The sequence below is a fragment of the Asaia bogorensis NBRC 16594 genome (assembly GCF_001547995.1).
GTDB lineage: Bacteria > Pseudomonadota > Alphaproteobacteria > Acetobacterales > Acetobacteraceae > Asaia > Asaia bogorensis.
In genome coordinates, this window is the sequence record NZ_AP014690.1 from 2761064 (window position 1) to 2783937 (window position 22874).

The 22874-nt window shown below is 59.8% G+C and carries 17 protein-coding genes; 7 read left to right on the forward strand and 10 right to left on the reverse strand.

Translation table 11 applies throughout. The annotated features are described in order from the left end of the window. Window positions 1–265: 265 nt before the first annotated feature. Complete coding sequence (locus Asbog_RS12090) at window positions 266–718, reverse strand: carboxymuconolactone decarboxylase family protein (protein ID WP_062165320.1); 453 nt, start codon at window positions 716–718, stop codon at window positions 266–268. 197 nt (window positions 719–915) lie between these two features. On the opposite strand from Asbog_RS12090, the gene Asbog_RS12095 reads away from it, so the two are divergent. The 3 genes from Asbog_RS12095 (at window position 916) to Asbog_RS12105 (ending at window position 4202) form a co-directional block, all read left to right on the forward strand. Continuing rightward, complete coding sequence (locus Asbog_RS12095) at window positions 916–1566, forward strand: FMN-dependent NADH-azoreductase (protein ID WP_083511004.1); 651 nt, start codon at window positions 916–918, stop codon at window positions 1564–1566. Between the two features lie 15 nt (window positions 1567–1581). After that, entirely contained in the window at window positions 1582–3048 is a 1467-nt protein-coding gene (gene pdxR / locus Asbog_RS12100; protein ID WP_062165321.1) for a MocR-like pyridoxine biosynthesis transcription factor PdxR, read from the forward strand. Between the two features lie 86 nt (window positions 3049–3134). Further along, complete coding sequence (locus tag Asbog_RS12105) at window positions 3135–4202, forward strand: TlpA family protein disulfide reductase (protein ID WP_062165322.1); 1068 nt, start codon at window positions 3135–3137, stop codon at window positions 4200–4202. A 146-nt stretch (window positions 4203–4348) separates the two neighbouring features. Here Asbog_RS12105 and Asbog_RS12110 read toward each other — a convergent pair whose 3' ends face one another. Further along, on the reverse strand, window positions 4349–5923 hold the full coding sequence (locus Asbog_RS12110; RefSeq protein ID WP_062165323.1) for an RNA repair transcriptional activator RtcR family protein: 1575 nt from the start codon (window positions 5921–5923) through the stop codon (window positions 4349–4351). Window positions 5924–6108: 185 nt separating this feature from the next. Here Asbog_RS12110 and Asbog_RS12115 point away from each other — a divergent pair, with 185 nt between their 5' ends. After that, entirely contained in the window at window positions 6109–7512 is a 1404-nt protein-coding gene (locus Asbog_RS12115; RefSeq protein ID WP_171840703.1) for an RtcB family protein, read from the forward strand. A 174-nt stretch (window positions 7513–7686) separates the two neighbouring features. Here the strand turns inward: Asbog_RS12115 and Asbog_RS12120 are convergent, their stop codons facing one another. Beyond that, the gene (locus tag Asbog_RS12120; RefSeq protein WP_062165325.1) at window positions 7687–8604 is read right to left on the reverse strand and encodes a glucosamine inositolphosphorylceramide transferase family protein; all 918 of its coding nucleotides are present in this window, start codon (window positions 8602–8604) and stop codon (window positions 7687–7689) included. A gap of 209 nt (window positions 8605–8813) precedes the next feature. Next, window positions 8814–9251 carry a hypothetical protein gene (locus Asbog_RS12125; protein ID WP_148640455.1) on the reverse strand — a complete coding sequence of 146 codons (438 nt, stop codon included), beginning with the start codon at window positions 9249–9251 and terminating at the stop codon, window positions 8814–8816. A 219-nt stretch (window positions 9252–9470) separates the two neighbouring features. Between Asbog_RS12125 and gap the strand changes: the two genes are divergently transcribed. From gap to Asbog_RS14425, 3 genes are all read left to right on the forward strand, one after another. Further along, a complete protein-coding gene (gene gap / locus Asbog_RS12130; protein ID WP_035444442.1) occupies window positions 9471–10490 on the forward strand; it encodes a type I glyceraldehyde-3-phosphate dehydrogenase in 1020 nt (339 codons plus the stop codon). A gap of 26 nt (window positions 10491–10516) precedes the next feature. Beyond that, window positions 10517–11734 carry a phosphoglycerate kinase gene (locus Asbog_RS12135; RefSeq protein WP_062165327.1) on the forward strand — a complete coding sequence of 406 codons (1218 nt, stop codon included), beginning with the start codon at window positions 10517–10519 and terminating at the stop codon, window positions 11732–11734. A gap of 166 nt (window positions 11735–11900) precedes the next feature. Next, window positions 11901–12425: a hypothetical protein gene (locus tag Asbog_RS14425; protein ID WP_146926522.1), complete on the forward strand. Its 525-nt coding sequence runs from the start codon at window positions 11901–11903 to the stop codon at window positions 12423–12425. Window positions 12426–12446: 21 nt separating this feature from the next. Here the strand turns inward: Asbog_RS14425 and Asbog_RS12145 are convergent, their stop codons facing one another. The 6 genes from Asbog_RS12145 to Asbog_RS12170 all read right to left on the reverse strand — a co-directional run bounded on the left by Asbog_RS12145 (window position 12447) and on the right by Asbog_RS12170 (window position 22430). Continuing rightward, window positions 12447–13097, reverse strand: a complete 651-nt coding sequence (locus Asbog_RS12145) for a response regulator transcription factor (protein WP_023979391.1) — start codon at window positions 13095–13097, stop codon at window positions 12447–12449. Then, entirely contained in the window at window positions 13097–14269 is a 1173-nt protein-coding gene (locus Asbog_RS12150; RefSeq protein ID WP_083510870.1) for a sensor histidine kinase, read from the reverse strand. The genes Asbog_RS12145 and Asbog_RS12150 overlap by 1 nt, the downstream gene beginning before the upstream one ends. A gap of 2 nt (window positions 14270–14271) precedes the next feature. Further along, entirely contained in the window at window positions 14272–16737 is a 2466-nt protein-coding gene (locus Asbog_RS12155) for a TonB-dependent receptor (protein WP_083510871.1), read from the reverse strand. A 150-nt stretch (window positions 16738–16887) separates the two neighbouring features. After that, window positions 16888–18702: a ShlB/FhaC/HecB family hemolysin secretion/activation protein gene (locus tag Asbog_RS12160; protein WP_062165331.1), complete on the reverse strand. Its 1815-nt coding sequence runs from the start codon at window positions 18700–18702 to the stop codon at window positions 16888–16890. Beyond that, complete coding sequence (locus Asbog_RS12165) at window positions 18699–19511, reverse strand: hypothetical protein (RefSeq protein WP_062165332.1); 813 nt, start codon at window positions 19509–19511, stop codon at window positions 18699–18701. Before Asbog_RS12165 ends, Asbog_RS12160 begins: the two co-directional genes overlap by 4 nt. A 189-nt stretch (window positions 19512–19700) precedes the next feature. Then, window positions 19701–22430 (reverse strand): TonB-dependent receptor domain-containing protein, encoded by a 2730-nt coding sequence (locus tag Asbog_RS12170; RefSeq protein WP_062165983.1) that lies wholly within the window; start codon window positions 22428–22430, stop codon window positions 19701–19703. Window positions 22431–22874 lie beyond the last annotated feature (444 nt).

Here is a 22874-nt window from a genome sequence, read left to right on the forward strand (position 1 = left end):
TCTGACCGGGCCACGATGATCAGGAAAGGAAAAACAAACCGGTTCTTTCACTGTTGACGCTGACTGTCGTTTTTTTCCACTTCAGAAGCATATCATTGCAACATAATAACCCTAACAAGCGGCATTCGGTGTAAACCGGACCGGCTCGCTGCGAAAAATATTTGTACCATGCGCACCCGTCACTGAATTGACGAGCCTCGTGTCCCCTCGAAGTTGATGCAAGGTCACGGGGCCATCATGCGCCATTACCGCGCGACATCCGGACTTATGAGTCAAGCGGGTCGCTCATGCGCCTGAAACCGATTGCCAAACGGTTGAACAGATTCATCAGCCCGACAGCGATGGTCAGGTCCACAATTTCCTTCTCAGAGAACACCTCGGAGAGCGCACGAAAATCAGCGTCAGGAATGACCGTCTCTCGTACGCAGGTGACACTCTCCGCCCAGGCAAGGGCCGCACATTCGCGCGCGCTGAATGTTGCCTTCACCTCGCGCCATGCCTGAAGCACACCGAGTTTACGTGAGGAAACACCCTTTTCGAGCAGGGTTTTCGTATGGAGATCGAGACAATAGGCGCAGCTATTGATCTGTGAAATGCGCAGATAGATCAACTCGACCAGAAGCGCATCGAGTCCCGAACAGGCTATGTAGCGATAGACGTCACCCAGTGCCCTGATACCTCGCGGGGCAATCGCTTCATAATCCAGACGCTGCGGCATGTTTTTGTCTCCCGGTGGTGAAATGTCCCGACGTTCCTCCCATGGGTCCTGCACCATCGGACAGGACGAAGAATGATGTTTCCAGCTGGACCTCCCATCTTGGTACACGCGAAGAACAGGTTTCTGGTCCTGTCGTCGCAGGGCGGATAGACCCAAGAACCATCACTCTTCTTCTCTCGCCCTGCGGTGCCCAAGCGATGCAAGTTCTTCATATCGATTGCAGCCCTCGCCCTGATGGGCAAAGCCGTATCATTTCGGCGGCTATCGTGGCGCGTCTTCGTGCGCTCGAACCCGGTGCTGCCATTGTCTGGCGCGATATCAGTGCTCTGCCGATGCCCGATGCCCCCTACGCTGCACTTCTGGCACACCCTGATGATGTGACGCCCCCTGCAGCGCGGGGATCGATTACCCTGTCAGAAACACTCATCAGGGAAATCGAGGATGCCGATATTCTGGTGCTAGGTACGCCCGTGCATAATTTCACGGTTCCCGCCGCCCTTAAGTCCTGGCTGGACCATGTCGTGCGCGTGAACCGGACGGTTACGCTAAGTGCTCAAGGCAAGAAGGGACTTCTGACGGATCGGCCTGTGCTTGTGGGTGTCGCGGCAGGTGGCGTCATTCTTGGCGAAGATGCCCAGCAGCCGGATTTTTTCACCCCGTATCTCAAGGCAGTTCTGGGCTGTATCGGACTTCACAACCTGCATGTTGTTTCGGTTCAGGGTACGGCTTTTTGCGACGCCTCCGCGAAGGCCGCGGCCATGGAGAACGCCCTGTCGACGCTCTCACCTGTCCTTTCCGCCTGCACCGAGGCCGAACTTTCACACGATATCCCGGCGCCACATGTCTGAGACGGGCTCCCACGCATGACCGCACCCACGGCCCCGCTCGCAGGACTCATACTCGACAGGCAGAGCACGCGGACTTTGAGCGAGCAGATCGCAGGGCATATCGAAAGCGCCATACGCTCTGGCGCCTTGCCGGAAGGTAGCCGCCTGCCGTCCTGGCGTGATCTGGCCACACAACTTGGCGTCGCCCGTGGGACCGTGCGTGCCGCCTATGATCGCCTGATCGATCGCGATCTGCTTTATACTGCCGGGGCAGCCGGAACACGCATAGCCTCCCCGCCGGAATGGCCAAGCCGAATGAAACAGGCCGATACGGCCAACCCACCAATGTTTGCTGCGGCATCGCGCCCGGATGACGAGACCGGTTACGGGTCTCTCGCCCTTTTCCGGCAGAGGGATACAAGGCCACTATCATTCCAGATGGGTGTTCCCGCGCATGATGTGTTTCCTGCCACGCTCTGGGCGCGTCTGCACCGGCAGGCTGTGCAGGCTTCTGCGCTCAATACAGGTGTCATGGACCCGCGCGGCCTGCCGGAATTACGGACCGCACTGGCCTCTCACCTTGCTCTGGCCCGCGGGCTGGATTGCAGCCCTAATCAGATCCTGATCACAACGGGATTTCGCAGTGGGCTTGCCATGGTCCTGCGTGCCATTGATTGCGCAGGCAAACAGGCCTGGGTGGAAGATCCGGGCTTTCCCATCACGCGTATGGCGCTCGAAAGTGCCGGTGTGCACCCTGTGCCGATTGCTGTGGATGACGAAGGGCTGGATGTCGCGCAGGGGCAAGCCACCGCTCCCGGTGCAGCATTCGCGCTCGTTACCCCCGGTCAGCAGGCACCCATGGGGGTTTCGCTCAGCGCCGCGCGTCGCCGTGCCTTGCTGCACTGGGCGCGGCAAAGCAATGGCTGGATTATCGAAGACGATTATCTGGCTGAACTGCATCTGGACGGCCGCTCGCCCCCGGCCCTGGCCTCGGGTGAGTATGCTGATCGCGTGATCCATATCGGCACATTCAGCAAGACACTTGCCCCTATGGTCGGGCTCGGCTTTGTCGTGGCGCCGCCCGGCTTGCTCAAACGCCTGACCGAAACCGCCTGGTGGCTGGCCACCCCGCCCAATAACGCGGTGCAGATTGCCGTGACGCGGTTCATGCGCGAAGGGCATTATTTCCGACATCTGCGTCGCACACGCGAGGCCTATTCCCAACGGCGTGACCTGCTGCACCAGACATTGCGGCATTGCCGGGCGCCCGTGGCCCATGATGCGGGGCTGTCCGTCATCCTGCCACTCCCCTCGGGCTATGATGATGCCCGGCTTGCGCAGCAGGCGCGGACAGCGTCCCTCGGGATTACGCCACTCTCGGCGTGGTTCGCCAAGGGGTCACGCGCCCGGTCAGGCGTGTTGCTGGGCGTGGCCAATATACGCCCCGAGCAGGTCGAGGCCGATTGTCAGACACTCCTGAGCCTTATGGGCACGGGGCCCTGACAGGGGGGGCACAGGCGCCGCATCGCTGCGCACCCAGCTACCCACGCACCCTCCCCTTTTCAATTTCAGGACAAGGACGATCAACCATGCCCGGTTCTCGACGCGGCCTTCTGGCTCTTCCCTTTCTATTTCCGATCTGGGGGTCCAGTCAGGCGCGAGCCGACACAGCGCCTGCTCCTGACTTAGCAGCGTTCATTGCCGAAGACCCGGCCCTGTCGAAAATGGTTGGCCGCGCCATTCCGGCTTTGCAATGGCAAACGCTGGACGGGCAGACGCTTGATCTCTCGGCACTGACCCGCAAGGGGCCTGTCTATCTCAAGCTCTGGGCCACCTATTGTATTCCCTGTCGCGCCCAGATGCCCGGCTTCGAGGCGCTTTATCAGCGCTACAAGACACGCATGAGCGTCATTGCCGTCGATATCGGCTTTGGGGAAAACCGGGACAAGGTTGCCGCTTTTGTCAAAAAGACCGGACTGACAATGCCGGTCGTGATGGATGACGGCAAGCTGAGCGACTGGCTACAGATTCGTGCCACTCCCCTGCATGTGCTGATCGACCGCGATGGACGACTGGCCTATCTCGGCCATCAGGATGGCCCAGCCCTCGATGCAGCGCTTGAGCGGGTATCGGCCAGACCACGCACAGCCGGTGAGATCCACTTCGCCGACATAACCCCCACACCACCGCTGACCACCGGGCAACAAATTCCCGAGATCACACTGAGCGATACGACAGGTGCCACGGTGCCTCTGCGCCAGTCTAGCGCAACCGGAAGCCACAAACCCCAGATTGTCCTGTTCACGGCGCCCTGGTGCGAAAGCTATCTCGCCACGATGGACCCGCCGACCGCCCGCGCTTGCGTCAACACACGTCGCGTGGCGCAAAAACTCGTCAGCCACGTGGCGGCAGACTGGGTTGTCGTGGGGGCAAGGCTCTGGACAGAGCCTGCAGACATGGGCCCGTTCCAAACCCTTTACGACCCCGGATTTCATGTGCTGCTCGATCGGGATAATCTCGCTTTCACGCGGTTTGGCGTACGTCAGATCCCGGCCGTGGCACTCATTACGAAAGACGGCCGCCTGTCACGGATAATCGACGGATCGGATCCCGATCTGGCCTTGCAGATCAAGGCATTTGCGCGACAGGAACAATAAACCTGCCCCCTGATGGCTGCCGGACGCCCCGGAAGTGTCTGCGCTTTCAGGCTGAGAGTTGTTGCAGCCAAACAGCCCCCTGTGGGCTAGAACCGGGACGCTATGGTCACCAGTGTTCAGGGACTGGTGATCAGGTGATCAGGTGATCAGGTGATCGTTTTTCCACCTTTCCTGACAGCGTCCCAATCCAGATCAAAACGTGCCAGATATTTGCGCAACCGGTCTGCATCATTGCGGCTCGACCGCTGCGTACGAGAGACAGAGAACAGGGTTCGCCCTGCGTCAGACAGGCTGGACGACATGCGGCATATCCGCACAACTGTGGCCAACTGGATGCGATCAAACATATCGATTGCGGCCGGATCCGGAACGATATCGGCCAGCACGGCCATATCGTCTGTGAGAACAGAACCCGCAGCATCGTGCCTTGCGGGGCGCCAGCGCGCCGACAGCTCTGCAATTTCCTCGTCGATCATCGGTACCGTGATACGACCACGTTCGGCGAGCGTGCATAGCCTGAGCAATGAGTCCGACAGGTCGCGATAATTCCCCGACCAGGCCGCATCGATCGATGTCGCAAAACGCATATAGCGCGCCCGTGCGCCCGGAGCGAACCCGGTTTTGGTTCCTGAGCGGCGTTCGCCTGCGTCAAGCGCGTGATCAAACGCCGCTTCAATATCTGCAAGACGTTCCCGCAAGGACGGCAGACGTATGATCCAGGGAAAAACCGACTCCATGCCCGCACCATCTCGCGCGGTCGCAATCAGGCTGAACTGTGCATCCAGATCGGTCTCGCCACCCAGCGGACGGTAGCGTTTTGCCACCACCGCGCGAAAAAGAGTGTCGCGCAGGGCCTGTGGCACATTTTCCATGCCGTCGATCAGGAGGGTGCCGCGATGGGCCTGCGCCAGAAACCCTGCCCGTTCGGTCCCGGCCGCGCTGCCGAAGCCTCGTTTCTGACCCAGAAGCAACGCGGTGCCATCCTGCGTGGCAAGCAGACTGCCATCCACCCGAACGAGCGACCCGCGCAGCAAACGGCGCTGGATACGCAGGTCATGAATATTGGCCGCAAGCGTGCTCTTGCCGCAGCCCGCCGGGCCGGTAATCAGGATGGGAGCATCTGACCTCAGGGCTATCTGCTCAAGCCGCCCGATCAGGCGATCAATCGCGGGATCGGCACCCGAAATACCGCTACGCAGCAAAGTGGAATGTTCGGCCGAGGCAATCTCGAAGCGATGCCTGATCGCGTCATATCGTGCGAGATCGAGATCGATGAGTGTCAGGCGCCCGTTGGGTCCCGTATCGGGACGCGGGGGCTCCATCTGGATAAGGCGCGCCGGGACGTAACGACTTTCTGTGAGCAGATACCAGCAGATCTGCGCGACATGCGTGCCTGTCGTCGGATGGACGAAGTAACGCTCCCGGTCCTCATCGAAACCATAGGCGAGAGCGAAGTCATAGAGCTTGGCATAGACCTCCTCCAGATCCCAGGGATTGTCGAAATCAAGCACGGTCAGACGCACTTCGGTATCCGGCGAAATGGCCGCAATGTCACGTGCAACGTGGTGGGCCAGTGCCTCGGCATATCCGGGATAGAGCAGTTCGAAGCGATCGACTGGCAGAGAATCATGGCCGCAAAGCCTGGCGCTTGGCTGCCATGACCCGACTCCGCGTGTGCGATCAATTTTGACGCCAAGCAGACCGATAACCACGTTTCTCATAAGACGATTATTCCAGATAAAAGACGATACGCATAAATCAGAATCGGAGAGAGCAATTTAGCGAATAACTATATTTTCTATATTTTTATCAGCCTCTTATCCTGAAAAGCAGGTTTTCTTTCGGCCAAACCTCCTGCCGTCCATGCTTGAGCCAGATGCAAGCGACGAAAAGAAAGGACATGGCCATGAGCGCGCCTGTAGAGATTGACGGCAAAATTCTGATTGAATGGGGCCACACACCCGGGCCCGCGTTTGGCGCAGCGCTTGAGCAGGCACGCGCATTGGCAGCAGAAGGGCGTGATGAGGCCGCCATACGCGCTGCCGTGGCTCCGGCGCCATTACCGCCCAAACTTCCGCTTCAGGACGCCGATACAATACCGCTCCATGTTTCGCTGGATGCCGAAACACCCGATGAGGCGCTCAACCGTGAGCGTGTCATCGAGACGATGCGAACGCTGGTGCGCACGCCCACGGTGGCAGCGGCAGCCATCATGCCCGATGCCTGCCCGGCGGGGCCGCTCGGCACTATTCCGGTCGGCGGCATTGTCAGCACGCGCAATGCCATCCATCCCGGCATGCATTCACCCGATATCTGCTGCTCAGTGATGATGACGGATCTGGGCATGGTCGATCCTGCGGCTGTGCTTGATGCAGCCTCCGGGGTTACGCATTTCGGTGCGGGCGGGCGCGATCAGGGGCGACGCTTCACGCTCTCGCTCGATCTGCTTGATGCGTTCCGGGCCAATCCGTTTCTGAACCACCAGAAAATGCTGCACACGGCGCAGTCCCATATGGGTACGCAGGGGGATGGCAATCACTTCCTGTTTGTGGGGCGGTCCCGCGCGCCAGGTCATACCGCCATCGTGACGCATCACGGGTCACGCGGGCCAGGTGCCCAGCTCTATCGTGCCGGCGTGGAGGTCGCTGAACACTGGAGGCGTCGCCTGTCGCCCGAGACATTGCGGCAGAATGCCTGGATCCCTGCGGATAGTGATGAAGGGCGCGATTACTGGGAAGCGCTCCAGATCATACGCCGCTGGACCAAGGCCAACCATAACGCCATTCATCAGGCGGTAACGGAAAGCTTGCGCGCCACGCCGGCAGAGCGTTTCTGGAACGAGCATAATTTCGTGTTCGAGCGCGACGGGCTGTACCATCACGGCAAGGGGGCAACCCCGGCCTGGGGCAGCTATGCCAGCGATGCGACAGGCAAGGTGCTGATCCCGCTCAACATGGCCGAGCCGGTTCTGGTCGCACGGGGGCGCGATGCTGGCCACGCCCTGGGCTTTGCGCCCCATGGTGCGGGCCGTAACATGTCACGCACCGAGCATCGCCGCCGCATGGGTGATACAACCCCGGAAGCGCTGCTTGCCGCCGAGACACAGGGGCTGGATGTCCGGTTCTTCGGGGGGAAGATTGATGTATCCGAGCTCCCATCGAGCTACAAACGGGCTGCAAGTGTCGTGGAGCAGATAGGCCGTTATGATCTGGCAGATATCGAGGATTATATCGATCCTGTCGGCTGCATCATGGCCGGTGATATGGCGCCGCCCTGGCTGAATGGCCACCGCTCGGGTCGCCGGAACTAGCACGAACCGCGCTGCCGGTATCCTGCGGGCACGGCACCGCAGGATATCGCCCCTGACGACAGCCTCCCGGTCGGTATGGCCGATATGGAACGGCCAGCACCTCTGGCTCCGCACGGGCCGGCAAAGAGGCGCTCATACCATGCGCGCCTCACCCTCGGGACCGAAGGAAATGAATCAGGCCAGACCCACGCGCTTGCGCAGTTTGCGCAGTTCGCGTCCGGCCTCGATCATAAGGCCATGCGGCGACAGAACTGTTCGCTTGATATCGAACAGCGTGACATCGCCTGCCGCAGACAGGGTGTGCATGCCTTCATCATAGGGTGCGCAAACCGACGGTATGGGCAAGGCTGGCCCGCTGCGGGTTACAACGCGCTCGGTGGTGAGCACATCGAACCAGAGGGGACGGATGGCGCCACCATAGGTATGCGCGCAATCCTGAACCGGCAGCATGAGCTTTCCATCAATCATGACCGGCGTGCCTCCCGCCCGTGCGCTGGAAGGATCGAGGCGTATCGGGTTCTGACCATGACGCGTCCAGGGGCCCGTCAGGCTTTTGGCATGGGCGACATGCAGACGGCTTGGGGCTTTCTTGGCGGCTTCGACAGGGGTGTAGATCATCCACCACAGATCGTCATGGAAGCAGAGCGTGGCATCAACCGCGACTTCGCCACCCAGATCGATCTGGCAGACGGGTTCCCACTGATCGGGAAAGCGCTTGGCACGATAGAGTGTCTGTGTTCCCGAGCGATGCGCCTCAGGGAGCATCCAGAACGCGCCCTCTGCCTCGATGATCTGCGGGTAGGAAAGGTGCCAGGGCTCACGCAGCACGATCTGCTGGCTGAGAAGCTGATACTCTTTATCGTAGATGAGCACCTCAATCTCGCCAATGCGGTTGCGGTAGTCATAGATCTCGACAAAGACGTGCAGCCTGCCCTCGTGCCACACCCCGAACGGGTCGGCACGAAACTGGAAGTCACGCGGCATGTCCGGCAGGAAATGGCAGGCAATATCTGTCCAGTCGGGGTTTTCGAGCAACGTTGCAAGCGGGGCCTGCAAGATGCCGGTTCGCCAGATATCCTTTCGCAAGCTCATGTGATATTTCTCCGGTAATCAATACGCCACCCGACCTGACCGCAACGGAGCGGGTGTCCTGTCAGGGGGTGTCAGCAGACAGAAACAGGCAGGATTGCCCGGAAGGCATCTCCGCTCGCTGCTGCATTGAAGGCTTGTCCAGCGTCACCCCGGACGATCATGAAGGCGCTGCCTGCCTTGAAGCAGCAGGCGCAGAAATGTGGTGCGGTCTAGCGCAGATCGACGCGAATACGCCCCTTGGGGCTGGAACCATCGGTCTTGGCCTCAATCTGGACCTGATTGGGCGGTGCGCCCGATGCCACGATCTGATCTGCCACATCCTTGCCGTCCTGCTCGGTCAGTGTCTCGATCGATTTCACCTGCGCTGCCGGACTGCCCGTCTCGGGGGAGAGCACGGTGACCACAAACAGAAGGTCGGGCTTGCGTGACAAAGCAAGCTTCGTACTGCGTGAGACAGCTGGTGCCCATTCCGCCTTGGGTGTGCCTGCAACAATCTGCAGGAAGGGCGCGGGCGCGGGCTTGCCTGGAGGCGCAGGCGGATAATGGGGCTTGGGTGGCTTGCCCGCATTGGGGTTGAACAGCCTTTGATCGGGCGGGGTACAGGCCGTGAGCGCCCCCGAGACGAGGCACAAACCGGCGATCGCCAAAGACCGAAATTTCAGGAAACCACAATTTGAAGCATTCGTCATCGTCATGACCTAAAGAACTTGCAGGAAGACCGCACACAAGCAAGAGAGCGGGAACAGAAAGACCAGTTTTCACGAAAATATCGATAAGATTTTTGGTAGCCCCCTCTCGTCTCGTCTTCCAAGGGTGCTATGGTTTCATCTCTTATAACGAAACCGCCTACTGGCCGGGAGACTACAATGGCTGTGAAAATCGCGATCAACGGTTTTGGACGTATCGGACGTCTGGTGCTGCGTGGCATCATTGAAAGCGGACGTACGGATGTCGTGCCGGTCGCCATCAATGACCTCGGCTCGGTTGAAGAAAACGCCCATCTGCTGGCTTATGACAGCGTTCATGGCCGTTTCCCCGGCACGGTTCGCGTTGATGGCAGCAACCTGATTATCGAAGCCAATGGCCGCACCTATGGCCCCATCCGTGTTTCCGCCGAGCGCGACCCGACCAAGGTGCCGTTCGAAGGCGTCGACGTGGCCATGGAATGTACCGGCCTGTTCACCAGCAAGGAAAAGGCTTCGGCCCTGATCAAGGCTGGCGCACGCAAGGTCCTGATTTCCGCTCCGGGCACCGATGTCGATGCCACCATCGTCTATGGCGTGAACAATGCCATGCTGACGAAGGACATGACGGTCATCTCCAACGCATCCTGCACGACCAACTGCCTGGCACCGGTTGCCAAGGTGCTGGACGAAGCCTTCGGCATCGAATGCGGCTACATGGTGACCATCCACTCCTATACCGGTGACCAGCGCACGGTGGACACTCACCACCGCGACCCGCGCCGCGCCCGCGCTGCTGCCCTGAACATGATCCCGACCTCGACGGGCGCTGCCAAGGCCATCGGCCTGGTTCTGCCGCACCTCAAGGGACGTCTGGATGGCACCTCGATCCGCGTGCCGACGCCGAATGTTTCGGTCGTCTCGCTCGACTTCATCCCGAGCCGCGCACCGGGTTCTGTCCAGGCCATCAACGACGCCCTGCGCGCCGCTGCCGAGGGCCCGCTGAAGGGCGTTCTGGATTATAACGAAGCCCCGCTGGTGAGCACGGACTTCAACCACTCCTATGCATCCTCCACCTTCGATGCCACGCAGACGGCCGTGATCGATGGCGGCAAGATGGTGCGCATCTGCTCGTGGTACGACAATGAATGGGGCTTCTCGAACCGCATGTCCGATACGGCTGCGCTCTTCGGCAGCCTGTAAGCAACAAGAAACCGGGAGAAAAGAGCATGGCCAGTTTCCATACGCTCGATGACCTGTCTCCTGAGGGAAAGCGCGTCCTTCTGCGCGCTGACCTCAACGTGCCGGTGCGTGATGGCGCCATCACGGACACGACGCGTATCGATCGCGTCATTCCCACCATCTGCGAGCTGGCCGACAAGGGCGCGCGCGTGATCATCCTGAGCCATTTCGACCGCCCCAAGGGCCAGGTCGTGCCCAGCATGTCACTCGCCCCTGTTGCCGAAATGCTGGAGTCAAAAATCCAGCACAAGGTGCATTTCGTGTCCGACTGCGTTGGACCGAAAGCGGAAGAAGCCGTTGCCAACCTCAAGGATGGCGAAGTCTGCGTTCTCGAAAACACCCGCTTTCATGCCGGTGAGGAAAAGAACGACCCGGCTTTCACCGACATGATGGCCCGTCTGGGCGATGTGTATGTGAACGACGCCTTCTCGGCGGCCCATCGCGCTCATGCCTCGACCGAAGGTCTGGCCCATCATCTGCCGGCCTATGCCGGTCGCCTGATGGAAGCGGAGCTGAACGCCCTGACCGCAGCGCTTGAACTGCCTGAACGCCCTGTCGGTGCGCTTGTTGGCGGCGCGAAGATCTCCACCAAGCTCGATCTGATCGGGAACGTGCTGGGCAAGGTCGATGTGCTGTTCATTGGCGGCGCCATGGCGAACACCTTCCTTGCGGCGCAGGGCGTTGCTGTTGGCAAGTCGCTTCAGGAAGCCGACATGCATGAGACAGCACGCAAGATCATGGCACAGGCCAATGACGGCAAGTGCGAGATCATCCTGCCGGTCGACGCCGTGATCGCCCGCGAATTCCGCGAAGGTGCCCCTTCGGAAGTCTGTGACATCCATGCCGTACCGGCCGATGCCATGATTCTCGATGCTGGCCCCAAGACGATCGCGCTGATCAACGCCAAGCTCGAGGGCCTCAAGACCCTGGTCTGGAATGGTCCGCTCGGCGCCTTCGAGATCAAGCCTTTCGATACGGCCACGGTTTCTGTCGCCCGCAAGGCGGCTGAACTGACCAAGGCAGGCAAGCTCAAGACCATCGCCGGTGGTGGTGATACCGTCTCGGCGCTGCGCCACGCGGGGGTTGCCGACCAGATGAGCTATGTCTCGACGGCTGGCGGTGCCTTCCTCGAATGGCTCGAGGGCAAGCTTCTGCCCGGTATTGCAGTGCTCACAGACGCTGCCCGCAACGCTTTCCCGATCTGATCGGGAACAGCTTACCCGCCTGGTTGCATCACGTTTGATGACAGCGTGATACAATCGGCGGGTTTCGGTTGCATAAGATTTTCTGACCTGGATACAGTCACGTCAGCCGGTAATCGAGTCCGGTATTTTCGTGAAATACTGCACCAACGGAAAGAGGATCGCGCTGTTGCGTTTCTGTTCTGCCTTGATACTCGGCCTTGTGAGTTGCGCCTCCATCGCCCCGCTTCATGCAGCGGAAACCGGTGTAGCAGGACAGTCTGCGCCGCCTGACGCCTCCTCGGCCCAACCCGGCAATGGACCCGCCCCCGACAATGCGGCGACGCCCGGAGCCCAAACACAAAAAACCCCCGGCCATATGCGGTCCCTCCGCTCAGGCCTCAACACGGTTTCGGCCTTCTCACTTGAGCCCGAAACGGCAGACGCCCCCCTGATCAGACAGGCCTCGCTGACCGTCAGGGCGCAGGCACCGGCATCGCATGACGGCTTTACCGAAGCGCCCTTGCCCGATGACTCGCTCGACGCCCCCAAAGAGCGTGGCGGGGATGACGATACGAAACTGCGCCCGGATTTCTTCCAGCGTAACCATCATCAGGTTGGCGATGCATTGACCGGCGGCGCGGGTGCCAACGACCAGAGACGGGGCCATGGCTCGATGGCTGCCGGTGTAGCGGTTGCTATCCCGCTCGACTGAAGCACAGGGACCGGACTTCTTTCAGCTTTCGAGGTCGGCTGGCGAGAGCCCTCTCAGACGATCCATCTCACGCACAAGATCTGGCAATGAGCCTGCCTCCATCTTGCGCATGATCTGCGCACGACGCACTTTCACAGTGATCTCACTGACCCCCAGTATTCCCGCCGTCTGTTTGTTGAGCAACCCTGTGACCACGAGACGGGCAACCTGCTTCTCACCAGCGTTCAGACTACGCCAGCGCCGTAGAAGCGCCTCGCCCTCCGCTCTCTTTTGCTGTGATGCCTCATCAATCGCCAGGCCCCGCTGGATGGCATCGAGCAGATCGAGATCGCGAAACGGCTTCGTCAGGAATTCGATCGCCCCGTTCTTCATCGCTTCGACCCCCATGGCAATATCCCCATGACCGGTGATGAAGACCACCGGATAATCCAGACCGAGCCCAGCCATGCGCCGATGAAAATCCATCCCGGACAGGCCCGGCATCCGGATATCGAGGATCAGGCAAGCGGGGCAGTTCTCTTTCGGCGCGACAATGAAGCTCTCCGCATCGGCAAAGCATCGAACTTTCTGCCCAACCGCGCTCAGCAGATCATCGAGTGCCTGACGAATAGAGGCATCGTCGTCGACCACGTAAACGATCGTTTCTCCCGTGAACTCATTACGAGCATCCATTACGCCTCCTCCTCGCATGCTGCAGGGATGCTGAAGCAGAACGCTGCCCCTTCACGCCGGTCCTGAGCCAGCCAGATCCGGCCTTTATTCGCTTCGATCAGCGTACGGCTGATCGCGAGGCCGATACCTGTCCCTTCCTGCTTCGTGCTCCAAAAGGGCTCAAAAAGGTGATCCGTGAGAGTGGGGGCGATCCCGGCACCGTCATCGCTCACCCTACACAGGCAGGCATTATCCTCCTTCCATAGGGCTATCTCTATATGGCCACCACCCGTACCCTGCGCCGCAATTGCTTCGATCGCGTTGAGCAGAAGATTGCTCACAACCTGCTGAATCTGGACCGGATCTCCCCAGGCAGGCAGGGTACCGGCCTTGCAGCGGATACGTGCCGCGATATCGTGGTGCTCAAGGCGATGCTGGGCCATTGCCACCACGTCCATCGCAGCATCTGCCAGGTTGAAACGCTGACATTCGGTCACCTTGCCACGGGTCAAATCCTTCATGCGTGTCAGGATATCAGCAGCACGCGTGGTATCGCGTATGATGCGCTCCAGGGCAGCCTCTGCCCGACCGACATTGGGCGGTGTTGCGGAGAGCCAGCGCTGGCAAGCTTGCCCGCTAGTGGCGATAGCGGCGAGGGGCTGGTTGAGTTCGTGCACGATGGACGAAGTCAGACCGCTGACCATCTGCGCATGGGCGATGCGTGCCAGCTGGGACTGCCCCTGCAGGGCCATTTCCCTGGCATGCTGAAGCCGGATGGCAAGCCAGGCCGTGATGACGATCGCTGCCGAGCTGATCAGCAGATTGACCGCTCCGGTAGCCGCGTTGCCATGCAGGGTGAACGCGAAGCTCACTCCGGTTAGACCAAGACACAGGCAGGCAAGCCAGATCAGGTTTCTTGGCCGAAAAGAGAAGGCGGCGCCTAGGAGCACCACCGTATAGAGCACCGGTATCGCGATCTCGTAGTGGGTGATCGTATCGGCAGCAAAAATGGCGGCCATGATCAGGCCGAGCAGGATGGGACGGGTCGCACTGGCAGGGGGTTGCAAGCCATGACCGCCCCTCCCGGAGCCGGATGAACCGACCTGACGTGGCTCGGGACTCTGACGTTTTCCCTGCCGGGCCATGCGGGCGACCATGCGGGCGGTCTCGGGCGTACCGCTCCCTCTCCTCATGATCAGAACCTCGTACCCAGGCTGAAAACGAGTTGTCTCGGCGCCGAGCGCTGCATGGTCTGATAATCTCCGGAGAACGGGGCGCCATCCACGTTGAGGTTGCCGATCATCTTGCTGTTGAGCAAATTATAGATATCAAGACGCATGTCGAGCGGCGGCCAGCCTGCATGACCAGGGCGTTTCCACGCAATATAGGCCGTGGTATTCCAGTAATTCGGCCCCATGATGTCGTTGGTGTACGAGAAAGGACGGTCGAGATAGACTATACTCGTCGCACCGGCCTCGACCTGTCCGACATGCACAAAGGCCGAGCTTTGCAGAGACAGGGCCGGGTAACCCGGCTGGGCCTTTCCCCTAATCGGGAAGATTTCACCTCCGGCGACCAGATCGCCACCGTAGCGGAAGCGACTGACCGAAAGTGACTGGCTGAGTGTCAGATACGGTCCCAGAGGCAGGCTGGCCGCGACATCTCCCCCCCAGATATGCGATGCCCGCACGATCCCGACGGTGTTGACCGGGCTGTGCAACGTGCCGATCGACGCCGAAACAAGCCGGTTTTCGACAAGCGAGAAGTACCCATCCCATGACAATCTGAAGCGTCCCTCTTTCCTGTGTCCGCCGATCGTGACTGTCATGTCCTTTTCAGGAGCGATACGCGACAGGGCCTCATCGAAACTTGCCTGATCCGAAGCGGACCAGATCGAGGCGGAATAGCCGATATTGCCGCGAGGCGACATGCGATAGCCGCTCTGGGTCTGGGCGGCGTCGATGAACAGATCCTGACGGGGCGACAGCGTCCAGAGCAGGGAGAGATGCGGCAGGAAGCCGTTTTGCGAGCGCAGATTTCCTCGCGGGGCGCCATCATCCCCAACACCACCGCCCGAGGAATGCACATCTATTGCCTTGAACCCTAGCCCCAGGAGCAGGGAAGGCGTGAGCTTCCAGTCGTCATGCAAAAAGATCTGGCGCGAAGATGTGTGCCAACGGGAGAGATTTTGTGTCTGAAAGGCGGGTCCGTAGCGATCAAACGGTCCGATAGCCCGGAGTGGTGCCCCACTCCCCAGGAGCGGCTCGTTATACCAGGACTGATCGGCAACCGAGCGTGATGTCTCCTGCCAGAGTCCTGCAGAAAGAAGATGATGCCCGATCCGGTAGTCGAGGGTGAGACTGCCGCCGAAGCGCTGGACCGCAGAATGCCAGACCTGCTCTGAAAACGGAGCGCCAGTTTCGGAAGGGGTTGTCGGGTCTGAAACGCTGGCGTCGGTATACGTGCTTGCCCCGTAGAAGAGCGCCTTGCCATGAAGGCGACTTCCGATCCGGAAGCGATGGGCCAGAGACCCTATGAAATCCTGCGAGACCTGACCGCTGTCATACGGGGTCAGGGCGGCACGCTCCGCACAGCTATAGGGGCCGCATTGCGCCTCGGCATTTTCAGGGCGCGCCATATCGTAAGCTGCCTCATAATTCGGATAGGTGAAATCCGCACCGCGCCAGCCTAGCTTGTCCAGCATATCGTGGGACACGTTGTTATAGCCCCAGACCTGCGCCTGCGAGGCCGAGAAAAAGGCAGTCAGATCACCCCAGGCGACATCCTGCACAGCCTTGATATTGCCGCGCAGCATGTTCTGCGAGCCCTGCCCCTGATATTTATCCTTGCTGATACGCTGGAAGCCGGCGAGCACACGCGGTCCCGACGTGCCAAGCGTACCGGATTGCCCTACGAGCGTCGTGACAAGGGTGTTGTTGCTCCCTACGGCCTGGTTGACGGCAAGGCTGTGTGTTTCTGTGGGCGCCATGAGCATGTAGCGGATTTCGCCGCCATTATTGCTGCTCGAAAAAGTACTCTCGCGTGAGGTACCGGGAGACACGACAATGGAACCGATCGTATCAGGGACACTGATATTGAGCACATTTGTGCCGCTCAGCGTCCCGAAACTCGAATCATTCAGCGGAATGCCCTCAAAGAGAATGCCGAGTTCATTCATATGAAACCCACGCAGAAACAGGCTCGCATCGGATTCGTCGAGGCCGTAGGAATCTGATGACGTATAGGAAACACCGGGCGTCTGGGCGAGGAGAGCGAGCGGATTGGAACCACTCAGCGTATTGCGCCAGTCAGCTGGGGTGAGCACGGTCATATTGGGCTGAGCCGCGCGGTGGACATCTCTGGCCACGCTGATGGTCTCGGTCTGAGGAGTCGCCGTATTTGCTGCAATCTTATGGCTCCCCCCTTTAGCCCGAAAAGCCTTCCGGCCTTTTTTCCACTCTGCGGATTTGGACGCTGCACCAGCAGGGTTTTCCGCCTCGGATGCGGCTTTTGCCCTCGCGGCCCCTTCAGCGGCCAGAGCTGTCTCGCAGGGCAGGATGAGGGGAAGCATCAGGCCGGCCATGCAGGCCGCCTGACGCGGCAAAACGATCCGATTCCCCCAGGAATAAGCGGTTTTCAGGTGATGCATATCATGGCTCATGTCGAGATTTTCCCTGTTCGGGAATTCTCTAATGACAATATGCTTTCGATAAAATGACCTCTTTGGTATGCCCTCTCTATACGAAAGTATATTACCTTAGGACACTTTGATCATTACTTTTGAATGATCTGATCGGTACTTCCGTCTCAATCAGAACCCTGCCACCAGATTGAAATCGCAGAACACGCCCCGATCGCCGCGACTGGCTGCGCGGCGCAGACGCCAGCCTGCGTCGACCGTCATGTTGAGATGCCGATTGATCTTGCTGTTCAGATCGGCCCCGATGCTGGAAAGCGTTACCACACGCGGCCCGATACCGGCCGGATGAACCTGCGAATTATCGCCCCAGTCCCAGAACGCGCCGAGCGTATTGGTGTCTTCCAACGCGCTGAGCCCCGTCCATTTGCCAAGCGAGAAGCCCTTGGTATTGATCTCCTCGCTGAACATCAGGCCACGACTGCCGAAGGACGTGTTGACGTAATAGCCACGCACCGTGCCCATGCCGCCAATCATCAGCTGCTCACTATATAGCAGGTTATGGGTCGCGCCCTGCCACGCGGCACGCGTATTGGCCTTGAACCCCCAGGGGAGCGATAAGGCGCGCTTCAGGGTCAGGCGGTCATAGACGTAATTCGGTTTGGCGTTGGGGAAGATCGTCTCATACCAGCCCCTCTTGTTATAGGCTGAAATACCGGGCGGCCCGTAAACGATCTGGTTGTTGATCTCGGTCTTGCCCAGAGGGTCCTGTAGCGATCCCATGAATCCGGCGACAAACTGGTTGGTCTCGGCATTGGCCAGAATGAGTGGCACAGCCGCGCTAAACTGGTCCGAGATGGTCGATTTCCAGTCAAAACCAAGCTGTGTCGTGCCATCGAGGCCGAACAACGTACCAAGGGCGATATGGGGCAACATATGCTGCCAGCGCAGAGATGCCTGACCTGAAATACCCTTATTGGTAAGGGGCTGATCGGCCACCGGATAAGAGACCGAATAACTCCCGAAAACCAGCAGGGCATCGCGGGAAGTCAACGGAATTTCCCAGCTGCCGTTATGCCCCGTGAAACGCCCCGAGACACTGCGCTGCAACTGATAGGTAAGGATATGCCCCAGATTGAAGGCGTTGCCCCATGATATGCCAAGATCCCAGTTCACGCGGCCCAGCGTGGGATCGAGCTGGTTGTTGTAGGCCCCGTAAACATAGAGCGGCAGGCGATCGGCAACCTTCAGGTCGACATCCGTCAAACCCGGCGCGGCACCGGGGCGATAGACCATATCAATGGTCCGGAACGGGTTGCTGTTGACCCAGCTCAGATCGGTCTGGAGGCTGTCCAGCGAAAGTGTCTGACCTGTTCGGAGCCCGCTTTGGTTGCGGATGGTGCGGTCGGAAAACCAGCGATTGCCGACAACCCGTATCGCACCGATGCGATATTCGAGCACATCGATATGCAAGATGCCCTGATGGATCTTCTGGGGCGGTACGCTGACCGTCACGAAGGCATGACCCCTGGCGCGATAATACCCGACCACGGCATCGATAAGCGCCTGCATCTGCCCGAAGCGCAGAGCCTGCCCGATGAACGGCGTCATGATGGCTGTGAAATCAGGAGAGCGGAGAATATCGAGCCCGGTAGTGGTCAGGGAGGAGCGCCCGTCCTGTTCGCTGATACGCCCTGCAGGCTGGATGATGAGTGCACGAAGCTGGGGCAGCACCAGGCGGTCCGACTGCAAGGCAACGGGCGCGAGATCGTGGGTTCTGCTCGCAGGCGCTGACAGATCCGGAAGATTTGCGCTGCGGCTGGTTGCGCCGGAATGAAAGACCGTCTGAGCCTGCGCCAAGGGGGAATTGGCCATACCGATGGCGGCGCAGCAGAGAGCACCGGCCCTGAGGAGTCTGACCGTGAAGGGCGTGCATCCTGCCCTCTTCTGTCCCGAATGACCCAAAGCTCGCTTGCGCAGCCCCTTCATGGTCTAACTTCCTGCGGGGTGGATGCGGCAACCCGGTCGTCCGTTGCAATCGGTGCAAGGCGCGGCTCTGCATGGTCGGGGCGCTCTGTCGTCAGCAGCACATCGCCATCGGGCAAGGCAACGGCATGATTGGCCTGTCGCATTCCATCGCGATTACCCGCCAGAGCAAACACATTGCCTCCGGCTGAAGCGAGCGAAGCCGCAGCATCATGAATCATGGCCGCCTTACCCGCGCCATGATGACGGCATGGCTCGGGCAGCACATACACGCCTGCGGGGCCAAAAGAGGCGTTCATGGTGGCCTGCGGACGTATCCCGCTATTCCCTGCGCGTTCGTTTTCGTCACGAGCTGTTTTAAGGGGGGCGGCCTGATCCGTCACACCAATCATGACAGCCTCGTCCTTGCGGGCACCGATCCCTGCGCCGGCACTCCCCCTAAGGGCCGGTTCAGATGGCGCACCTCCTGCAACGAACTGGCCTGATGCCACGCTGTCGGGCGCCGGGCAGCCGCCGGACACGGCCTGTCCGTCAGGCCCGATCAATGCGCCGGCAGGGGTGACGCGATAGGTCTCGCCATTCAGTCCGACCTCTGCCTTGACGGGAGAGGGCCGATTGCCAACGACGCTATCGAGCGTGCCATTGGCCGAGGCCGAGGCACGCGCTCCGGGAGCGAAACCGCCCGCCGATTGTGCTCCCTCCGCCCGCTGCGCGCGGCATGGGTTTACCCCTGCGCCAAGCAGCATGATGCCGGGGAGAACAACAGGAAGCGATGACCGCCAGAGACGGCGAAGAGCATGAGGGCGACGCATGGTAACCGGGCAGGAAGACGAGGAAGGGTTCAGTATATCACCAAACCGTGATCAGTGCTGATCGTTCCAGGTTTTTCTTCCGCCGCCCCCGACCTGTAACGAACAGGCCGGATAACGGGAATACAGGTCTCGAAGCCTGCTCAGGTCAGGCCATGCATCAGGCATGGCCCGCCCGGTAACTGGGCTGGATCAGAAGCTGACGCCAGCCTGCAGGAAGGCATAGCGGCCAACAATGAGGCTGCCATACTGATAGATATTGGTGTTGGTGGCCGCATCCATGACGAAGGGCGGCTTCTTGTCGAGCAGGTTGCTGACGCCTGCCTGGAAGTTCCAACGGTTGAGGCGATAACCCAGCGTGATGTCATGTGTGAAGATACCGGGCGTCTTGTACTGTCCGGCTGTCTTGGCCGTCAGATCGGTCACACCGTTACTCCACACCATGCCGCCGATATAGCGCATCATGTAGGTGAAGCTGAAATCGTCATGCTGCCAGGTCGCCTGGGCATAATCGCTTACGCGTGGCTGGCCGCTTCCCCCAGTGTAGAACAGACGACCGGTGTAGTTGTACCACTTACCATTCGGCACGTTCTGCTGCAGATAGCTGACAAGCTGCTGCATGTTGTTCGACACGGTGAGGCTGTCATGGGGCGTCAGACGCACATGATAGTCGAGGTCGAAATCAATGCCGCTGGTGCGGATTCCGCCCAGATTCTGATAGAACGCGTTGACCGAAGTCAGCTGCTGCGAGGAAGAGCGCGCAGCGATAGCGCCGCAATTGCTGGTATCCGCACCGGTATAGCACTGGTCGAGAATATACTGCGTGCCCAGCGTACTGATCGTGTTGTTGAGCGAATAATGCCAATACGTGACCGAGGCGGAGAGACCCGGTACCCAGCGCGGCGTGACAACCGTGCCGACCGTATAGGTACGACCACTCTCAGGCTGCAGCTTGGCGTTGCCGCCGGAAACCGTCGGAACCTGCCCCGTGTTCTGCGGAACGAAAGTCGCCGTATTGATCCCCTCGCTTGCGCAGCGGGCCTGGACAGCGGCGGCCTGTACGCCGTAGCTGGAAACGGCACTGCAGGGATCGTATGCCGACGGATAGCCGAGGCTCTGACCGCCATATAGCTCGTAGACGTTGGGCTGGCGATAGGACGTTCCGAGTGTCGCACGGAAGCGGATATCGCGCACCGGGGCCCAGTTGATCGAGACCTTCCAGTTCTTGGTCGATCCGAAGGTGTTGTAGTCTGACCAGCGGCCCTGACCGTCAATGGTCAGATCCTTGGCAAGAAATGCGTTCTGAAGCAGCGGAATCTGACCTTCGGCATAGACTTCATTCACATTGAAGCCACCGCCGCTATAGCTTGAGGCATTGCCCGTGGAATCACCGCTCACAACGATCGGGTCGGGCTTGCTGCTCAGCTGCTCGCTGCGATGCTCCATGCCAAAAGCGATACCGACATTGCCGCCATGCTCGTAGGGCATCTTGACGACGCTGCTGTTATTGATGCGCAGGTTGAAGTCGCGCAGCTGATATTCGGCATGATCATGCTGCGTGAACTTGCCATAGGCAGCAGCCTCGGGTGAAAGCGGCGCGAGTGGGTTGGACAAGACGCAGCCCGGCTGGCTGGTGCAGACGGTCGGGTCATACACAATCTTGCTGCCCGGATTGGTGGGGTCGAGCTGACGCACACCGGTCATCTGCAGCAGATGACGATAATTGCCCATGTTCTGCGTGTTGGCGGTCCAGCGGCTCTGGCCGTATGTCATGGACGCATCATATTCCCAGCCACGCCAGATCTTGCCCTTGGCGCCACCGATAACGGTCCAGGTATCGGTCGCATAATCCATCTTGCGCGGACCGAGATCGTTCATACGGCGCGACATGATCGCGTCACGTCCCCAGATATTATAGGGGCTGCCTGCCGGGATGGTCCAGGACGACAGCAACGGAGACGGCTTGATGCCACCGGAAACCGGGGCTGCAGCCATCTGCCGTGCCGTTGTCGTGTGGCTGTACCGCACGTTGGCGTAGGGCTTGAAATGGCTGTCCACATCGTAATGGGCATCGCCGGACAGGGCTGAATTCTGGTTATAATTCTGCACCATCGTGTCTTTGGCAAAATTATACCGATCGGCATTGCTGTACCGGTGAAAGGTGCCATCCCCATTCGAAACCAGATTGGCCCCTGTGCGCGGGTCGGTCACACGGCCAGCCGGAATGATGGACGAGCCATAAAGTGGCGTGCCGGTCACCGGGTTGCTCTGCTGCGGGTTGGCCGCCCAGGCGCGGTCCTGGCTCATGATTCCGCCAGATGTATTATACTGGCCGAAAAGGGTGACGTTGCCCTTGCCGTGATCGAAGTTGAAACCCTTCATGGCGGAAAGCAGGCCCGTCTTGGCATCGCCGTATTGCGAGATCCCGCCACGCATGGTGATGGTCGCCTTGGTGACGTCATGACGCAGCTTGATGTTGATCACGCCGGAGACGGCATCCGCACCGTAAAGCTCGGAGCCGCCATCCTTGAGCATTTCGACGCTGGCGATTTCCTCGATGGGGATCGTGTTCAGATCGACACAGGATGTGGCCGCGTTAATTGCCGTGCGCTTGCCGTCAATCAGGATGAGCACACGCTTGGAGCCGAAATTGCGGATATCGGTGCAGCTCACACCACCACCGCCATTGGTCTGCTGGTTGGGCGTACCCGATGAGCCGACCGAGGGGAGGCGCTGAAGATAGTCACCCAGCGAAACAGCCGAAGTCTGCTGGATCTGCTTGGCAGTCACGATCTGGACGGGGTTGGCCGAGCTGTTGTTCGAGCTGCGCAGATACGATCCTGTTACCATGATCGTTTCTGATTTGGGCGTGGCCTGTTTGGTCTTGACCAGGGTCTTTTTCTTGGTGGCGGTTGCATCCATCGGCACCGTGGCCGCCATGGCTGCCGAGGTAGATAGTCCGGCCACTGCCGTAAACGTCAAAAGGAAAGATCTGCGCAGGCTCAACGCCATAGGTCACACGCTCCACACGTAACGTAATTCATCTGAAACGTAACGCTGGCATAACGAGAACCGGACGCGTGCGACGAAATATTTCTGTTTTGTATCGAACTTTAAAAATTAATTGAATCAGCCTTATTTCGTTATCATACCGTTAATCACCCCATTGGTGTCCGGTTTTTCGTTGCGCAAATGACACGTTATGGAGGGAGGCCTCGCAAAAAATGATCATCCCAGGCGCTCATTTCAGCATGAGAACGACATCTGGCATGAGGCGTGACTCGCCTCCGGACCGGCAGTGCCCCCGCCCCCGGAATCCGGCTGTGTCAGGTGCGGGACTGCACGGCTGTCAGCGTTGCGCAACAG